This is a genomic window from Xenorhabdus sp. XBWT (assembly GCF_059072735.1).
On sequence record NZ_CM180990.1, the window covers coordinates 861,182 to 877,767 of the forward strand.

A 16,586-nucleotide genomic window follows, 5' to 3' on the forward strand; every position below is an offset into this window, starting at 1 on the left:
TTCTAACATAATTTTTTGAATACGTTAGGATTTAGGTTTGAAACGCAATAACCGATTGGCATTACTGACGACAGTAATGGAAGATAATGCCATTGCTGCGCCTGCAACGACAGGATTCAGTAACGCTCCGGTGAAAGGATATAAGATACCTGCCGCAATCGGAATGCCTAGCGTATTATAGACAAATGCGCCAAATAGATTTTGTTTCATATTGCGCAATGTGCCTTTGGATAATTCAACTGCATCAGCAACCCCGTGCAAACTATAGCGCATAAGAGTAATTGATGCAGTTTCAATAGCAATATCACTTCCACTTCCCATAGCGATGCCTACATCTGCTTGTGCCAATGCGGGAGCATCATTAATGCCATCGCCTATCATCGCCACTTTCAGCCCTTTTGATTGGAGTGATTGGATTGCAGTTGCTTTGCCATCAGGTAAAACACCGGCGATTACCTGATCAATCCCTGCTTCCCTAGCGATGGCGTTTGCAGTTACTGGGTTATCACCTGTCAGCATGACTAAACGATAGCCTTGATGATGCAAACGTTGTAGGGCAGAAACAGTATCTTGGCGCAGAGGATCGCGGATAGAAAACAGAGCTGCGATCTTTCCGTTTACCGCAAGCGTAACGGGTGTTATACCTTTTTCTGCTTGTGCTGCAACTAATGATTTTAATTCTGTGGTCTCAACCTGATTTTGCTCAAGCAGGTTTTGATTGCCCAGCAGCAGAGCAGTATTCCCGATCTCACCTCGAATGCCGAGTCCTGCCAGTGTCCGGAACTGTTGTATTTCTGGTAATTTTTGCCCTTCAACTTTCATCAAAATGGCTTTTGCCAGAGGGTGGTTTGAACCATTTTCCAGTACGCCAGCCCACACTAAGACTTGTTCTTCAGTGAAGCCATTAAAGGTTTTTATCTCAGTGAGTTGCGGCATACCTTCGGTCAACGTACCTGTTTTGTCAAAAACAATGGTATCCAGTTGACTGGCTTGTTGCAGGGCATCAGCATCACGAACCAATATACCCAATTCTGCCGCCCGCCCAACGCCAGAAATAATAGACATGGGCGTTGCCAGCCCAAGTGCGCAAGGGCAAGCGATAATCAGTACGGTGGTTATGATTACCAGTGCATACATGACTTGTGGGGCAGGGCCGATAAAGTACCAGATTGCACCAGAAATGACGGCAATGGCAACGACAACAGGCACAAATATTGATGATATTTTGTCTGCCAGCTGGCCAATTTCGGGTTTGCTGCTTTGTGCCTGACGTACCAATTTGATAATGCGTGCCAGAGTTGTTTGGCTGCCGACTGCATTAGCTTTAAACAACACGGTTCCATCCTGAACGACAGTACCGGCATGAACAGCATCAGCGATTGATTTTTGTTGGGGAATGGCTTCCCCTGTCAGCATGGCTTCATCCAGCCAGACTGTACCCTGAATAATTTCACCATCAACCGGAACACGATCTCCCGTTGTCAGGCGCAATGTCATATTGGGAATAACATCATTCAATGGCAGTATTTTTTCGCCTTCTTCAGTAATCACCCGTGCAGTCGGTGGTGTTAAATCCAATAGTCTCTCAAGGGCCTTAGAAGAGCGCTGACGGGCGCGTTGTTCCAGTGCATGACCGAGGTTGATTAAGCCAATGATCATCGCACTGGCTTCGTAATAAAGGTGACGGGCTTGAGATGGGAAAATATCTGGCCATAGATTGACGCTAATGGAATAGAGCCATGCCACACCCGTCCCCAGAGCTACGAGTGTGTCCATCGTTGCACTGCCATTTTTCAGGCTTTGCCATGCATTGCGGTAAAAATGCCCGCCAGCAAATATCATCACGACCAGTGTAATCAGGCCAATAGTGAGCCAAATCGTGTGGTTTGCAAGTGTGAGTATCATATTATCGCCGATCATGCCCCAAACCATGACTGGCACACCAACCATTAAGGCAAAGGCAGACTTCCAGCGAAAACGTTGCATATTCGCTTGTGCAACCTGTTGCTGGCGCTCACGGCGTTCTGTTTCATCCTGAATGATTTCCGCACCATAACCTGCCTTAATAACTGCCTCAACCAAAGTATTTGGTGATGCTCTACCTGTAACCAAAGCGCTTCTTTCGGCAAGGTTTACTCTGGCATATTCCACGCCATCAACGGATTGCAGCGCTTTTTGTACTTTGCTGACACAACTGGCACAAGTCATTCCATCCAATAAGAGCTGAACACTATCATCACCAATAGCGTCATTTTGGTTATTCACAACCTGAATTGATTCGATTAAATGAGTTTTTGTCTGAGTTGTTGTTACCGGAGATGCTTTTATTGAATAAGTATTTACTGAAGAGGAAAAGGTTGCCGCTGCCAAAGACGCCGGTGTTTGTGGGGTAGATATTGCCAGCGGCTCAGTTTTTGGGAAATCATCTCCGGCAGCTAACTCGGCGTGGTATCCTGCTTGTTTAACAGCATCAATTAAAGAACGGCTTTCGGCTATACCGTAGATTTTTGCGCTTTGGGTATTTACCTCGGCAGCGATGACACCTTCCACCGCTTCTAAGGCTTTTTGTGTTTTACCTGCACACTTCATGCAGTTTAGACCTGAGAGTTGCAATTCAATATCAGGCCTTGTAGCAACAGTGGCTTGATAATCAGTGGCAACAATAGCAGCAATTAACACATCGGGTGAAACATCACCGATAACTTTGGCATAATACAGACCTACATTTGCCTGTTCAACACCGGATATATTTTCAAGTGCTTTTTTAACTCTGCCAACACAGTGCATACAAGTTAAGTCTTGAAGTGCGAGAATGGTGGTTGTGGACATAGCAATATCTCCTGATACAGAGTGGTATACTTATCATTAAGGCTAAACCTTCCTGCAAGGGGAAGGTCAAGGGGGAAAGGTGAACATCAGTGAGATTGCACAGAAAACAGGTTTAACCAGCAAAGCGATTCGATTTTATGAGGAGAAAGATCTGATCACTGCTCCGATTCGGGGAGATAACAGTTATCGTTATTACCAACAAAAGCATGTTGATGAACTGATACTTCTGCGTCAGGCGAAAGAGGTGGGGTTCACTCTGGAAGAGTGCCGTGAGTTGTTGCGCTTATTTCGTAACCCTGGCCGCCACAGTGCGGATGTAAAAACGGCGACCCTGCAAAAAGTTGCAGAAATAGAAAAAACAATCACGGAATTACAAAAAATAAAGGAAACATTGCTGGCACTGGCAGCTGAATGTCCGGGAGATGATGGGGCTGATTGCCCCATCATTGAGCACCTATCGGGTTGTTGTATACATCATAGCTAGCGGTTTATGGGCCTTACCTTTAATGTAATTCCGTCAACGGCGATGACCTCAATTTCGGTATTGGCAGGAAGTTCTTGGTTACAATGAATGCGCCAACTGCCATCCGCCAGTTTGACTCGGCCATAACCGTTTTCAGTATCCGTGATTAAACGGGTGCGAAGCCCGATTAATTGGTGATTTTTCTGATTGAGGGTCTTATCGCTGATTTGGCGTGGACGATGGCGCAACCAGCTACGCCATGCAATAACAGAAACCAGTGTTAAAACAGCGAACAGAACACCTTGCAGTTCCCAGCCCATATTAGGGAAAATCCATGTGATCAGGGCAACAACAACGGCTGCTGTTCCTGTCCACAAAAGGTATCCTCCCGTTCCCAGCAATTCAGCAATCAAAAGCAGGCCACCAAAACAGAGCCAGAACAAAGCTGGCTGAGCGGCGATCTGTTCAATCATGGCTATTTATCCTGTTTGCTCTTCTTACTTTCACCAATTAACTCAGCAATACCACCTATTGCCCCCATTAAATTACTGGCTTCCAGTGGCATCATAATAACTTTGCTGTTATTTGCTGCACCAATGTTGGTAAGGGCATCAGTATATTTTTGGGCGACGAAGTAGTTAATTGCCTGCATATCGCCATCAGCGATGGCATCTGAAACCATTTTAGTTGCACGGGCTTCTGCTTCCGCGGCACGCTCACGCGCTTCTGCTTGAAGGAAAGCTGACTGACGTTCACCTTCTGCTTTCAGAATTTGTGATTGCTTTTCTCCCTCCGCTTTCAGAATGGCAGCCTGACGAATGCCTTCTGCTTCAAGAATATCAGCACGCTTAGTACGTTCTGCTTTCATCTGGGCATTCATCGCAGAGATCAACTCCTTGGGTGGACGCACATCACGGATCTCAATACGCGTGATCTTGACACCCCACGGGTTGGTGGCTTCATCAACAATTGTCAGCAGACGGCTATTGATGGAATCACGCTGGGAAAGCATTTCATCCAGTTCCATTGAACCCAGCACAGTACGGAAGTTGGTCATGGTCAGGTTAATGATGGACAATTCCAGATTACTGACTTCATAGGCTGCACGTACCGGATCGACAACCTGAATAAAGCAGACGGCATCAATGGTCACGTTAGCGTTATCGCGGGAAATGACTTCCTGCGATGGAATATCCAGAACCTGCTCCATCATATTGATTTTACGTCCAATCTTATCAATAAATGGCACAATGATGTGCAGGCCAGGCGTCAATGTGCGGGTATAGCGCCCAAAGCGTTCAACAGTCCACTGATAACCTTGTGAAACGGTTTTTACACAGGTAAAGACGATAACGACAGCAATAATGATAAAGATTGGTACAGCACCAAAAGAGAGTAAATCCATAACAATTCCCTTATTCACTAATTATGGAATAGATAAGTTTTTTTACTTAATAGAGTAAAGAGTATACATGACGACGGTATTTAGATGCTAGTGCATTGCTGCTTCCCAGAGCCGATAGAATATCCATCATCGTCTTTTTCACCGCGCCATCAGCAGCAGCAAGATCTTTTTTCAGAAAACCAAGCAGTAACTCTAGCGCTTCTTCATTACGACCAACTTCGTGTAACTTTGCAGCAAATTGAATGGCCAACTCTGCATTTTCTGGTTGAGCAGCCAGTTCTTGCTGAAGTTGTCGAATTTCAGGTGAATCAGCCGCTTCTTTCTGAGATTTAATGTGCTCAAGTAACTCATGATAATGCTCGTCCTGCTCTTCTAATGGGACGATATCCAATATTTTTTGAGCTTCTTCAAGGTGATTAAGTGAAATGTTAACTTGAGCCAACAGTAATGTAATGTCTGTATCTTTTGGATTTTGCTGATGAATCTCTTTCAGCAAAGGCAGTGCTTCCTGATTGTTGCCTTCTGTAAGCAGAGCATTCACTTTTTCTAACGGTGATTTTTCTTCCTCAATAATAAGTTGGGAAAAAATGTTTCTGATGGCTTCATCAGTTTGGATACCTTCAAAGCCTTGGACAGGGCGCGCCTCTTTTACAAATAATACAGTAGGCAAACTACGTACACCAAATTGTGCTGCGAGATGAGGAAGTTGGTCACAATTGACTTTAGCCAGAGTAAATTGTCCGGCATATTCATGGGCTATTTTATCAAGCGTTGATTCTAATTCATGGCAATGCAGATCCTGTGGAGACCAGAAGTAGAATACGACAAGCTGAGTAAGTGAGTGCTGAACGACTTGAGCAATATTCAACTCATCAATATTGGTGATATAGGCGGTATTATTGTTGGTATTCACTGTAGGTTCCATGGGCATTTCTCTCTGGTTTGTTAATAAGGGATCATATTGAATAAATAAGACTCGTTGGTGCCTTTTTCAATGTTCATTAACTTAGTCTGCGAACAATTTTGTCGAGCCATTTTTCCGGGAGTATACGACGCGCTATTTTTACTGTATGAGTCAATAATGTAACAGAATAACGTAATTTGGGATTGGGGCTTTCCAGAGCATGAATCAGTTTAGTCACGACATCTTCAGGCATTAATGTAAGACAGCGTGCCAGGCTTGTATTTTCGACAGGATTATCTTGCTGGGTTTGATTCACATTTTCCGTAAAACGCGTATTGATTGGACCCGGTTCTATCAGGCTTACTTTAATGTCCGTATTTGCCAGTTCTCCACGTAAAGCATCAGACCATGCTTCAAGGGCATGCTTACTGGCTGCATATGCTCCACGGTTTGGTGAAGAGATTAACCCCATAATAGAACTGGTTTGAACAATTCGGCCTGCGCCATAGGCACGGATGGCTGGCAATAACAGACATGTCAGTTGATGGGTGCCAAAGAAATTGGTGGAAAATTGCTTTTCCATTTGCTCGCGGGTAATGCTTTCCAGTGAACCGTATAGGCCAAATCCCCCATTATTGAATAATCCGAACAAATGGCCGTTGGTTAATTCGATCACCTTCTTTGCCGCGTGTTCAATACTGTCTTTATCATCTAAATTCAACTCAATGGGTTCAAATCCCAGTTCACTCATGTGCTCTAAATCTGCGGACTTGCGGCAAGCTGCGAGTACACGGTAACCACGTTGATGAAGTGTTTTGGCCGCAGCTAATCCAATGCCGCTGGAACATCCAGTAATAAGAATCGATTTTTGCATAACTTTACCTGCTTATTTGCATTAATTATGGAAATAAATGATTTATTATTAAGCAATATCTTTACTTAAAAATGGTTGATATATGCCGACAGTTGATTGGACATCCAATCAGCAATAAAGGGCTGTGCTGATTGATTCGGGTGCAACCCGTCATCCTGCATCCATTCTGGTTTTATAGCAACATGCTCCATGAAAAATGGCAGTAGCGGAATTTGGTTGAGTTCAGACAGTGCAGGATAAATTTTTGCAAAGGCTTCGGTATAACGCTTGCCATAATTGGGTGAAACTCGAATTTGCATTAATAAAGGTTGAGCATTGGCCTGTTTAACCAAGGTAATGCTCTGTTGCAAATGTTGTTCTATGTTTTGAATGGGAAAACCACGTAGCCCATCATTTGCGCCAAGCTCTATCAGAACCCATTTTGGATTGTGTTGTTTCAATAACTCAGGCAAACGTTCAAGGCCTTGCAATGCAGTATTACCACTGATACTGGCGTTTACGATAACTGTTTTTTTGCCAGTTTGTTGCCATTGCTTTGCCATCAGCGAAGGCCATGATTGCTCAACAGGCAGACGATATCCTGCACTGAGGCTATCACCCAATATAAGCAGAGTATCCGCTGCTGTTGCTCTGGTACTGCATAGCACTAACAACAAAAGGAAAAATACATGGCTGTAGAAAGTATTCTTGAAGTTCATAATCTCACTAAACATGTCGGTCAAGGGGAACAGATAATTAATATATTGCAAGGTGTTGGGTTGGTTGTCGAGTCAGCACAGACAATTGCATTGGTTGGTGAATCGGGATCAGGGAAGTCAACGCTTCTTGGCATTATTGCAGGTTTGGACGATGGCAGCAGTGGAGATGTTCATTTATTGGGGCAGAATCTCAGCCATATGAATGAGGAACAGAGGGCGCAGTTACGGGCAGAAAATGTGGGGTTTGTTTTCCAGTCGTTTATGTTGATTCCAACCTTGAACGCATTGGAAAATGTCCAGCTTCCGGCGTTATTGCGTGGCGAATCGGAAAACCAAAGCCGCCAGCAGGCCATTGAATTACTTGAACAGCTAGGGTTGGGAAAACGTTTGAAACATATGCCAGCTCAACTTTCTGGTGGGGAACAACAGCGAGTTGCTCTGGCCCGGGCGTTTTGTACCCGCCCAAAAATCTTGTTTGCAGATGAACCTACAGGCAATCTTGATCGCCAAACAGGTGATCGCATTGCTGATTTGCTGTTTTCCCTCAATCACGATTACGCCACCACCTTAATTTTAGTCACTCATGACAGCCAGTTGGCTTCCCGATGCCAACGTCGTTTACGTCTGGTCGATGGAAAATTGCGGGAGGAAGCATGATCTGGCGCTGGTTTTGGCGTGAATGGCGTACACCATCCCTCCTGATTGTCTGGTTATCCTTGACATTGGCAGTTGCTTGCGTCTTGGCATTAGGGCGTATTAGTGATCGCATTGATAAAAGTGTGCATTATCAAAGCCGCGATTTTCTGGCTGGCGATCTGGTCTTAAGGGCCTCGTATCCCGTTGATGAAGCTTGGTTAAAACAGGCTCAGAAGCAAGGGTTGACATTGAGCCGCCAGATCTCATTTTCGACCATGACTTATGCGGGTGATATTCCGCATTTAGCCCAAGTGAAAGCGGCAGATGATCGTTATCCGCTGTACGGAGAGCTGGAAACTAAACCGAGGGGATTAAAACCAGAAAAAGGGTCTGTGTTGGTGGCGCCTCGGTTGCTGGCATTATTGGGCGTTAAGATTGGGGATAATCTCGAGATTGGCGATACGAGGTTGAAAATTCGTGGGGAATTGCTGCAAGAACCTGATGGCGGCTTTAATCCATTCCAGATTTCCCCCCGGATTTTAATCAATCTTGATGATGCTGAAGCGACAGGAGCTATTCAACCGGGCAGCCGTTTGACTTATCGTTATATGTTCTCTGGCTCTCCAACAGCACTCCAGTCTTTTCAGCAGCTGATTGATCCGCAACTAAAAGCTGACCAGCGTTGGCTCACACTGAAACAGGATAACGGTGTACTGGCACAATCCATTGAACGCGCACAACAATTTTTACTGTTATCAGCTTTGTTGACACTGTTACTTGCTGTCGCTGCGATGGCGGTTTCCATGTCGCATTATTGTCGCAGCCGGCATAATCTGATTGCCATTCTGAAAACATTGGGGGCGGGGCGTTGGGCTTTGCTTCAGTGGATAATTGGGCAGTGGTTAGTCATATTGCTTGCCGCGATTGTGGTGGGTTCTGTTTTAGGTTTAGTTTTTGAAACTGCATTGATTCGGATCCTGGCAGAAATGCTGCCTAAAATGCTACCTGCGGCGGGTATATGGCCGTGGATATGGTCGATTGGTACTTTATTGGGTATTGCTGTGCTGGTGGGCATTCGTCCTTATCGCCAATTAATGGCGACCCAGCCTTCACGGGTATTAAGAAATGATATGACTGCGGCTATCTGGCCATTACGTTATTATTTGCCGACAGTCGCATTGATTATCACGGGAGGATTGGTCTTGCTGGCAGGCACCAAACCGTTGTTATGGTCGTTGCTGGCAGGAGTACCGATGGTTGCGCTGCTGTTGGCGCTATTGGGATGGAGTGGTTTATGGCTGTTGCGCCGAGTGACATTTCGTCAGTTGAGCCTGCGTCTGGCTGTCAACCGTCTACTGTGTCGCCCATTCCAGACCATGACACAATTGGCTGCATTTTCTCTGTCATTCATGTTGTTGGCTCTGTTGATCATGGCAAGGGGCGATTTATTAAATCAGTGGCAACAGCAATTGCCACCTGATAGTCCGAATTATTTCCTGCTCAATATGACTCAGCCGCAGCTTGCTCAAGTTAACGGACTATTAGATAAATATCAGGTAAAGCCGACTGATTTTTATCCTGTGATACTGGCACGCTTGACAGAAATCAATGGGCAATCGGCGGTTGAATGGGCAGATGAAAAACACCCCAATAGCACAACGGTACGCCGTGAATTGAATTTAACGTGGAAATCAGAATTGCCCACTTTTAATACCCTTGTAGAGGGAACATGGCCGCCGAAAACGAATGAAGTATCCATGGAACAAGGCGTTGCTGAGCGATTACAAATTCATTTAGGTGATCAACTTACATTCACGGGTGATACACGAACATTTCATGCCACCGTAAGCAGTATTCGTCAGGTGGATTGGGAAAGTGTCAATCCAAATTTCTTTTTTATCTTTGCTAAAGAAACGTTAGAAAATCAGCCTAAAATGTGGCTGACCAGCTTCCATTATGAAGGCGATGGACGGTTGCTGACGGAAATAAACCGGCGTTTCCCGACTATCAGCATGTTGGATATCGGCTCGATACTTAAACAGTTACAAGGTATCTTGCAGCAAGTCAGTAAAGCACTGGAAATTATGGTTGTTCTGGTGATGATTTGCGGCGCCTTGCTTTTACTGGCACAAATTCAGGTCGGTATGAGCCAGCGTCAGCTTGAATTGGTGGTATACCGTACATTGGGCGCGAGCAAGAAATTACTGCGTCGCACATTGTGGAGTGAGTTTGCATTACTGGGATTTATGGCGGGATTAGCCGCCGCATTTGGTGCAGAAATTGCGCTGTGGTTATTGCAGACCCAGGTCTTTCATTTCCCGTGGCAACCACAATGGCTGATGTGGTTTTTACTTCCCATTATCAGCAGCTTACTGCTTTCATTATGTGGCAGTTGGCTGGGGATTAGATTATTGCGTGGCAAAGGGCATCATCGACGCTTGCCAGAGTAGAATAAAACAGGGGGAGGTTTTGAAAAAAACGCTCCCCATTTTAAAAGTGATTATCTGATCTTATCAGGAAAATTCCTCTCTTAATCTGGGCAGGACCTGATCCCCAAAAACCTTTAACCCCTTTATATAATCGGGGAAGATTAACATCACGCCATCCAATTCACAGGTGCGCATTAAATCTGCCAGTTGCTTGTAGCAGGTATCTGGCGCACCGATGGCGGTATGGGTCATAAAGGCATTTTGGGAGCGTTCAACCATCGCATTACTTTTTCCATCCATATCGACGCCGAAACTACGCATCATATTTTTGACGGCTTCCACATCCAAACCTTGGCGGTAGAACTGGGCAAGGGTTTCAGCATAGGCATCTGTTTCAGCGCATATGACGGTACACATGCAGAATGTTTTCGTTGTTGTATTGTATTCAGCCGCAATACGTTTGGCGGTTAAACTGATGTTGCGGGTTTCAGCCTCATCCTTGCCACCGATAAAACAAACATCGGTATGACGTACACTGAAACGCAGCCCTTGCTCGGACTGACCGGCACAAACCAGATAAGGGCGCGGCAGTGAAAGAGGTTTAGGCTCAGAAACACACTGTTTTAGATGAAAGTAAGTGCCTTCATAATCAACCTGTTTTTCACGCCAAAGTCGTTTGATCAACTGAGTCCACTCTTCGGTCATGGCATAGCGCTGATCATGGTCTAAACTACCATCCCATTCACCCATTTGTTCAAACTCATCCCGGAATGAACCGGAAACAATATTCAGGCCAGCACGCCCCTGACTAATATGATCCAGAGTAGCGATCATTTTAGCCGTGACAGCCGGATTATGTAGCCCCGCGTGAACAGTAGCGATTAATTTTGCGCGGTGGGTAACTTCAGCAATACCAGCCATCATCGTGACGGATTCGAGCGAGCAGCCCCAATGATCTGTTTCGCCACCAAACCCGCGCCATTTACCCATGGACATAATGAAATCAAGGCCAATCTGGTCAGCCAGAATAGCAGCCTCACGGTTTTGTTTATAAGACGCATCCAGTGGTGGCGTGTTTTTGGAGATGATCCACCCACCTTTGGCAATGGGTAGAAATACACCAAACTCTTTCTTTGACATCACTCTTTCCTTGTTTGTATGTATGTTATTTCAGCTCATTCTTGCCCTATTCAGTAAATTGAGTGTTTTCTGCCGAATGCTTTCTCATTTTCTGAGCAGGCGGTTTCATCATTAATGTTATGACAAGAACAATGAATACGGGGATAGCAATAATCAGGAACGCTAAAGTAAAACTACCTGAGTAATCTTTAATGGCACCAGCAAAAAAAGGAGCCAGAGAAGCCAATGTTGAAATCAGGTTCATGATTGAAAACAGCTCAAGATAAGGTTTGCGGCCAAAATAGTTAGCCAACAACACACTGGATGCGAGGAAAGTCATTCCGTATCCCATGCCGACAAATAGTGAGAACGCAATCAAGAATGGCCATGAAGAAGCGATACTCAGCGCGATTAGGCCAAGAATGATAATAGTCAGGCTGCCAATCAGTAATTTTTTCGGATCAACCCATTCCCCGGCTGCGCCTCCGGCCAATCTGGAAAATGCATTGATAAAGGCCATCGTGCTCAATAGCCCTACTGCGATAGCTTCGCTGAAACCATTTTCGATAATATGAGCAACCGCAAAACTATTGACTGTAATACCACACCATAAAAATGCGGTGTAAGTTGCTGCAATCGCATAGAATTGCCATGTTCGAAGTGCCTGGTGCGCAGTCCAGCGTTGCTTGGTGCGATAAATGCTGAATGTATCCTGATTGTTATGTTGTTGGTTCACGGCCTTTGCATGGGCAATTTCCCGTTTTCCTTCCTGAAGGGTAATAAGGGTCAGAATAACGAAAATGGTGAGCACAATAGCGGAGATCATCCAGTGCATCCGCCAGGTTCCCCAGACACGGGTTGCCAAAAAATAGATCCATGGGCCAATCACGCCCCCTAATCCACCGATCGTGAAATAGACGCCAAAAGCAAGGGACTGTTTTTCATACAAGCGTGAAATGACATAAGTGCCCGGAACCGTCGCCAAAAAGGTAAAACCGACACCAATTAAAGCCGTGCCGATAAAATATGATGAAATAGCGTATGTGTGGTAAAGATTGTAGAAACCGGCCAGAAAAATCAGCAATCCAATGGACAGAGTGAAACGAACACCAACCTTACGAATGAACACAGTTGGCAGAAAACTGGATAGCCCGCAAGTCAGGCCAAGCAGCGTGAATCCCAAACCGGCATTAGTCCAGCTCCACCCCAGTTCATTAATCATGCTGGGTAGGACAACACCCAATGACGTAAAGGTTGTTGCTGTGGATAAAAAATAGACCATGCCTAAAAGTATCAGCAAAAACCACTGATAAGTACGTCCGAATTTGTCGTATTGAATGGACATTTTGACCCCATCAAGGATATAAACCATTAAAAACGGCACTATTTTATGTGCTTATTAGAAAAAGCTGTATCGAATAAACACCCCATAGCTAAATTGATTCGTGCGAAAGCTTGGCGTATCTTTTATTTTGTACTTATTTTTGACCGGATTTACGACAACCCCAGTCCACAGATGACCAGCTTGATATCCCAGTTGTTTCCCTAAGTCATAATGTAATTCAGGCTTGAAATCTATCATTTCAGGGTTATCGTGTAGCCCCAATGTATAGTCGAAAGTCCCTACGATGCGGAAATCCCCTAACCGATTAGTGAAAGGAATGCCATAATCAATGTGGATACGTTGATCGTTCCAGCTTCCTTTTGAATTATTTTCAAAATAAAAAATGGTACGTAACCAACTGAATCCATTCACTTGCCAATCAAGGCTGATGCCGGGGAAATAGTCATATTTTACGTTTTTGGTTTTGGCAATCCACTGGGAAAACAGCACATCTTTTAATGGGCCATAAGAAAAATCATACCCCGTGATTTTGCTGGCACTGAGTCTTGGCACAAATTTATAGTAATAAGTGCTTTTATCGCCTTGATAATCATGTTTCAGAGAATTTTGCCAAATACTGTAGACATACATATCGCCGATTTTATAATCACCAAAGGCTTCGACAATAGGGGAGAGCGTTTTCTCAGGATCGACTTTATTTCCGGATTGGAAGTAAAGGCTGGTATCAATTGATTGAAAATTAACGAAATCATCGGCTTGTACCGGTGACGAAAAAAGAAAACATAATGAAATGACAGGTAACATTGCACTTATTGTTGTCATTGATGTGAATAGATTGTTTATTCCTTGCTTCCTTCGAAATGACACTGAGTTTCTCCTCGTTATTTTATAGGGACTTAGGTAAATCCCTCTTTTATCCCATAAACTAACTTTATACTTAGTAAAGTACCAGTATTAAAACCAGCACTTGGTTGTCCGGAGTTTTGCAATCTTCTTCAACGATTTTATACCATAGATTCTTATTATTTAAAAAATAATATAATAAGATGCTGATATTAATATAAGAGTCTTATTAAAAATAAAATGAATAATTTTTAGAAGATGAGATTATATATTTTACCTTTAGCATGATGTTACATATCAATTATCTATGGACATGTAGCAGGTATTAATGAAGTGGTGAATTTCACCACAACAGGTGAAGCTTATTCAGTAAAATCACGATAGGTGATTTCCTTAATTATGAAATAGATCAAACAACAAGAACAATTGTGGATACTCTTTCCAGAGCATTATCAAAAAATAAAAACTATTGATATACCCAGTGTTGTAAGCGGTAAGCTATTTCAATGCGTTACCGCTTCCTTACGGTTTTCTTCAACTTAATTTATTTTGTACCCATTTCAGCCCACTTTGATACTCTTCGGGTAATAATGGGATCAAACTTTCCAAAGTCGTTTTCAATACATCCCTGTCGGAATGAACCAGATTCAGATGCCCAACCTTACGTACAGGACGAACTTCCTTTTCATACCAATGTAAATGAACCAGCGGCAAATTCAGCCATGCTGGATTTATCTCTGTACCGATCAGATTAACCATAATGGATGGCAAAAAGATTTCTGGCTGAGGCATAGGCAGATCTAAAATAGCCCGTAAATGAAGTTCAAATTGACTAATTGAAGCTCCGTTCTGTGTCCAGTGGCCGCTATTGTGAACCCGCGGTGCCAGCTCGTTGATCAACAAGTCATCGCCAACAATAAAACACTCCATCGCCATAACGCCGACATAATTCAAATGATCCATGATAGCGGATAGCATTTTTTCTGCCCGCCGCTGTAATTTTTGATCTGTGTTGGGTAAGGCAACACTGGTACGCAGAATTCCTTCCTGATGCAGATTGTGGGTTAATGTATAAAATACAGATTTACCTTGGGCATTACGGGCTCCAACCAGCGACACCTCCCCAGAAAACGGAATCCCTTGTTCTGCGATACATTCACCGTAAATTTCAGGGGATAATTCCGATTCATCACCCGGTCGAATACGCCATTGACCACGCCCATCATAACCGCCCGTCCGACGTTTAACGATGATAAAGTCACCTAATTCAGCAAACAGTTGTGGCCATTGGCTTGGGTCGGAAAGAAGTTTCCACGGCGCTGTCGCCAAGCCCAGAGTATCCATAATCTGTTTTTGTGGCAGGCGATCTGCCAGCTGTGGAAAAATATCGCGATTGATAAAAGCCTTGTGGTGCGCTAATTCACGAGTTAGCGGCGTTTCCGGCCAATGTTCAATTTCTGCGGTGATGACGCTGCTCTGATAAGGTACGGCTTCCGGTTCTGCGTCCAAGCCAACGGGATACACAGTAATCCCCAATGGTTCACCTGCCTGGCGTAACATTCGGCCTAACTGACCACTTCCCAATACACAAACAGGTTTCATGCGTTCTCCCGTGGATAGGGGTTATCCAAAACATCCTGTGTTTGTGCCTGACGCCAATCTGACAACCGTTTAAACACCATATCATCATGTAAAGCCAACACTTGTGCTGCAAGCAGTGCTGCATTTGCCGCGCCGGCCTTGCCGATAGCCAGCGTACCAACCGGAATGCCCTTTGGCATTTGCACAATCGAATATAGGCTATCAATCCCACTCAGTGCGGCACTCTGCACTGGAACACCAAACACAGGCACTAAAGTTTTGGCAGCCAGCATGCCCGGTAAATGTGCTGCGCCACCTGCACCTGCGATAATCACCTCAAAACCATTTTCTTTAGCTTGTTCAGCAAAATGAAAAAGTTTATCAGGTGTCCGGTGTGCTGAAACAATTTCAACATGAAAAGGGATCGTCAGGGCGGTCAAAATATCGGCTGCGTGTTGCATTGTCGCCCAGTCACTTTTTGAACCCATGACAATGGCGATTTTGGCGTGTGGCTGCGTTGGTATTGTTGTAAAAGAGATCACTGCCGTAGAAGTCATTTTTGCGGGATCAGAGCCGGTCGTCATAAATCAGATGCTCCTGTATTGGGTGTCTACCAGAACAAAGATGGTGGTTAAGAAGGGGGATCATATCACGCTGACTTCATAAGGAAAACGTTTGCGTTGTTTACTTTATCGATTTTTTCCAAAAAATTAAGAGGGATTAAAAAGGAAAATATATCAATTCAATGGAAGTTTCTGTCACCTTGAACATTGAACCTTGGTCATGCCATGCGCCTAATACACCGCGATGTACGGTTTTGTCACCCATTTTAATATCATGGATTGCCGCGCGATGGGTATGACCGTGAATCATCCAATCTGTTTGATATTGTTTGAAGTATTCGATAACCGCTTGTTGATTGACATCCATAATGGCTTCGGATTTCCGGGTATTGGCGTATTGGCTACCCACACGCATTTTGGCAGCGATTTTTAATCGGATAAATAAAGGCAGAAGTAAAAATAACCGTTGAATCCACGGAGTATGTACCCGTTTACGATACTGTTGATAACCGATATCATCTGTGCATAGTGTATCGCCATGCAGGATCAGAACCCGTTTGCCATACAATTTGAGCACTTTTTCCTGTGGCAGCAAGATCAAACCACTTTCTCTGGCAAAGCGGGACCCAAGCAGGAAGTCTCGATTACCATGAATAAAATAACAGGAGATACCTTTTAGCTTCAATTCATGGAGTGCTTGCGCGATTTTGGTGTGTAGTGGGTTGGGATCATCATCACCAATCCAGTAATCGAAAAAATCACCGAGAATATAAAGACTTTCAGCCTGAATCGCATCTTCACGTAAAAAACGCAGAAAACCGGCAGTAATTGCCGGCTCTTGCTCACTGAGATGCAAATCTGCAATAAACAGTGTACTCATCTAACGATTAACTCTCA

General features: G+C 44.3%; 15 protein-coding genes. 3 read left to right on the forward strand and 12 right to left on the reverse strand.

Annotated features, from left to right (window positions below):
* Positions 1-24: 24 nt before the first annotated feature.
* Positions 25-2,829, reverse strand: coding sequence for a copper-exporting P-type ATPase CopA (copA, locus tag AC5JQI_RS03760; RefSeq protein ID WP_493913784.1), 2,805 nt, complete (start codon positions 2,827-2,829; stop codon positions 25-27).
* A gap of 79 nt (positions 2,830-2,908) precedes the next feature.
* On the opposite strand from copA, the gene cueR reads away from it, so the two are divergent.
* The gene (gene cueR / locus AC5JQI_RS03765; RefSeq protein ID WP_493913785.1) at positions 2,909-3,313 is read left to right on the forward strand and encodes a Cu(I)-responsive transcriptional regulator; all 405 of its coding nucleotides are present in this window, start codon (positions 2,909-2,911) and stop codon (positions 3,311-3,313) included.
* Here cueR and AC5JQI_RS03770 read toward each other — a convergent pair.
* The 5 genes from AC5JQI_RS03770 to tesA all read right to left on the reverse strand — a co-directional run bounded on the left by AC5JQI_RS03770 (position 3,310) and on the right by tesA (position 7,173).
* On the reverse strand, positions 3,310-3,765 hold the full coding sequence (locus tag AC5JQI_RS03770) for an NfeD family protein (protein WP_493913786.1): 456 nt from the start codon (positions 3,763-3,765) through the stop codon (positions 3,310-3,312). The two genes, cueR and AC5JQI_RS03770, sit on opposite strands and share 4 nt — an antisense overlap.
* Positions 3,766-3,767: 2 nt before the next feature.
* Complete coding sequence (locus tag AC5JQI_RS03775) at positions 3,768-4,697, reverse strand: SPFH domain-containing protein (protein WP_237385501.1); 930 nt, start codon at positions 4,695-4,697, stop codon at positions 3,768-3,770.
* Between the two features lie 46 nt (positions 4,698-4,743).
* Complete coding sequence (locus AC5JQI_RS03780) at positions 4,744-5,664, reverse strand: co-chaperone YbbN (protein WP_493914597.1); 921 nt, start codon at positions 5,662-5,664, stop codon at positions 4,744-4,746.
* 34 nt (positions 5,665-5,698) lie between these two features.
* Positions 5,699-6,475 (reverse strand): SDR family oxidoreductase, encoded by a 777-nt coding sequence (locus AC5JQI_RS03785; RefSeq protein WP_493913787.1) that lies wholly within the window; start codon positions 6,473-6,475, stop codon positions 5,699-5,701.
* A 65-nt stretch (positions 6,476-6,540) separates the two neighbouring features.
* Positions 6,541-7,173 (reverse strand): multifunctional acyl-CoA thioesterase I/protease I/lysophospholipase L1, encoded by a 633-nt coding sequence (tesA, locus tag AC5JQI_RS03790; RefSeq protein ID WP_493913788.1) that lies wholly within the window; start codon positions 7,171-7,173, stop codon positions 6,541-6,543.
* Between tesA and ybbA the strand changes: the two genes are divergently transcribed.
* Entirely contained in the window at positions 7,144-7,830 is a 687-nt protein-coding gene (gene ybbA / locus AC5JQI_RS03795) for a putative ABC transporter ATP-binding protein YbbA (RefSeq protein ID WP_493913789.1), read from the forward strand. The two genes, tesA and ybbA, sit on opposite strands and share 30 nt — an antisense overlap.
* Complete coding sequence (gene ybbP / locus AC5JQI_RS03800) at positions 7,827-10,259, forward strand: putative ABC transporter permease subunit YbbP (protein WP_493914598.1); 2,433 nt, start codon at positions 7,827-7,829, stop codon at positions 10,257-10,259. Before ybbA ends, ybbP begins: the two co-directional genes overlap by 4 nt.
* 63 nt (positions 10,260-10,322) lie before the next feature.
* On the opposite strand, the gene AC5JQI_RS03805 is transcribed toward ybbP, so the two are convergent.
* From AC5JQI_RS03805 to lpxH, 6 genes are all read right to left on the reverse strand, one after another.
* Positions 10,323-11,378 (reverse strand): LLM class flavin-dependent oxidoreductase, encoded by a 1,056-nt coding sequence (locus AC5JQI_RS03805; RefSeq protein ID WP_493913790.1) that lies wholly within the window; start codon positions 11,376-11,378, stop codon positions 10,323-10,325.
* Between the two features lie 46 nt (positions 11,379-11,424).
* Complete coding sequence (locus AC5JQI_RS03810) at positions 11,425-12,702, reverse strand: MFS transporter (protein WP_493913791.1); 1,278 nt, start codon at positions 12,700-12,702, stop codon at positions 11,425-11,427.
* Between the two features lie 54 nt (positions 12,703-12,756).
* Positions 12,757-13,569, reverse strand: a complete 813-nt coding sequence (locus AC5JQI_RS03815; protein ID WP_493913792.1) for an outer membrane protein OmpK — start codon at positions 13,567-13,569, stop codon at positions 12,757-12,759.
* Between the two features lie 510 nt (positions 13,570-14,079).
* Complete coding sequence (purK, locus tag AC5JQI_RS03820) at positions 14,080-15,147, reverse strand: 5-(carboxyamino)imidazole ribonucleotide synthase (RefSeq protein WP_493913793.1); 1,068 nt, start codon at positions 15,145-15,147, stop codon at positions 14,080-14,082.
* Positions 15,144-15,683, reverse strand: coding sequence for a 5-(carboxyamino)imidazole ribonucleotide mutase (gene purE / locus AC5JQI_RS03825; RefSeq protein WP_493914599.1), 540 nt, complete (start codon positions 15,681-15,683; stop codon positions 15,144-15,146). The genes purK and purE overlap by 4 nt, the downstream gene beginning before the upstream one ends.
* A 163-nt stretch (positions 15,684-15,846) precedes the next feature.
* The gene (lpxH, locus tag AC5JQI_RS03830; RefSeq protein WP_493913794.1) at positions 15,847-16,569 is read right to left on the reverse strand and encodes a UDP-2,3-diacylglucosamine diphosphatase; all 723 of its coding nucleotides are present in this window, start codon (positions 16,567-16,569) and stop codon (positions 15,847-15,849) included.
* Between the last annotated feature and the right edge of the window lie 17 nt (positions 16,570-16,586).

Excerpts from the sequence above, each read along its gene's own strand:
- AC5JQI_RS03775 (WP_237385501.1), bottom strand. The coding sequence starts at position 4,697 with ATGGATTTACTCTCTTTTGGTGCTGTACCAATCTTTATCATTATTGCT.
- purE (WP_493914599.1), bottom strand. The coding sequence starts at position 15,683 with ATGACTTCTACGGCAGTGATCTCTTTTACAACAATACCAACGCAGCCA.
- tesA (WP_493913788.1), bottom strand. The coding sequence starts at position 7,173 with ATGAACTTCAAGAATACTTTCTACAGCCATGTATTTTTCCTTTTGTTG.
- purK (WP_493913793.1), bottom strand. The coding sequence starts at position 15,147 with ATGAAACCTGTTTGTGTATTGGGAAGTGGTCAGTTAGGCCGAATGTTA.
- ybbP (WP_493914598.1), top strand. The coding sequence starts at position 7,827 with ATGATCTGGCGCTGGTTTTGGCGTGAATGGCGTACACCATCCCTCCTG.
- copA (WP_493913784.1), bottom strand. The coding sequence starts at position 2,829 with ATGTCCACAACCACCATTCTCGCACTTCAAGACTTAACTTGTATGCAC.
- AC5JQI_RS03785 (WP_493913787.1), bottom strand. The coding sequence starts at position 6,475 with ATGCAAAAATCGATTCTTATTACTGGATGTTCCAGCGGCATTGGATTA.
- lpxH (WP_493913794.1), bottom strand. The coding sequence starts at position 16,569 with ATGAGTACACTGTTTATTGCAGATTTGCATCTCAGTGAGCAAGAGCCG.
- ybbA (WP_493913789.1), top strand. The coding sequence starts at position 7,144 with ATGGCTGTAGAAAGTATTCTTGAAGTTCATAATCTCACTAAACATGTC.
- AC5JQI_RS03805 (WP_493913790.1), bottom strand. The coding sequence starts at position 11,378 with ATGTCAAAGAAAGAGTTTGGTGTATTTCTACCCATTGCCAAAGGTGGG.
- AC5JQI_RS03810 (WP_493913791.1), bottom strand. The coding sequence starts at position 12,702 with ATGTCCATTCAATACGACAAATTCGGACGTACTTATCAGTGGTTTTTG.
- AC5JQI_RS03770 (WP_493913786.1), bottom strand. The coding sequence starts at position 3,765 with ATGATTGAACAGATCGCCGCTCAGCCAGCTTTGTTCTGGCTCTGTTTT.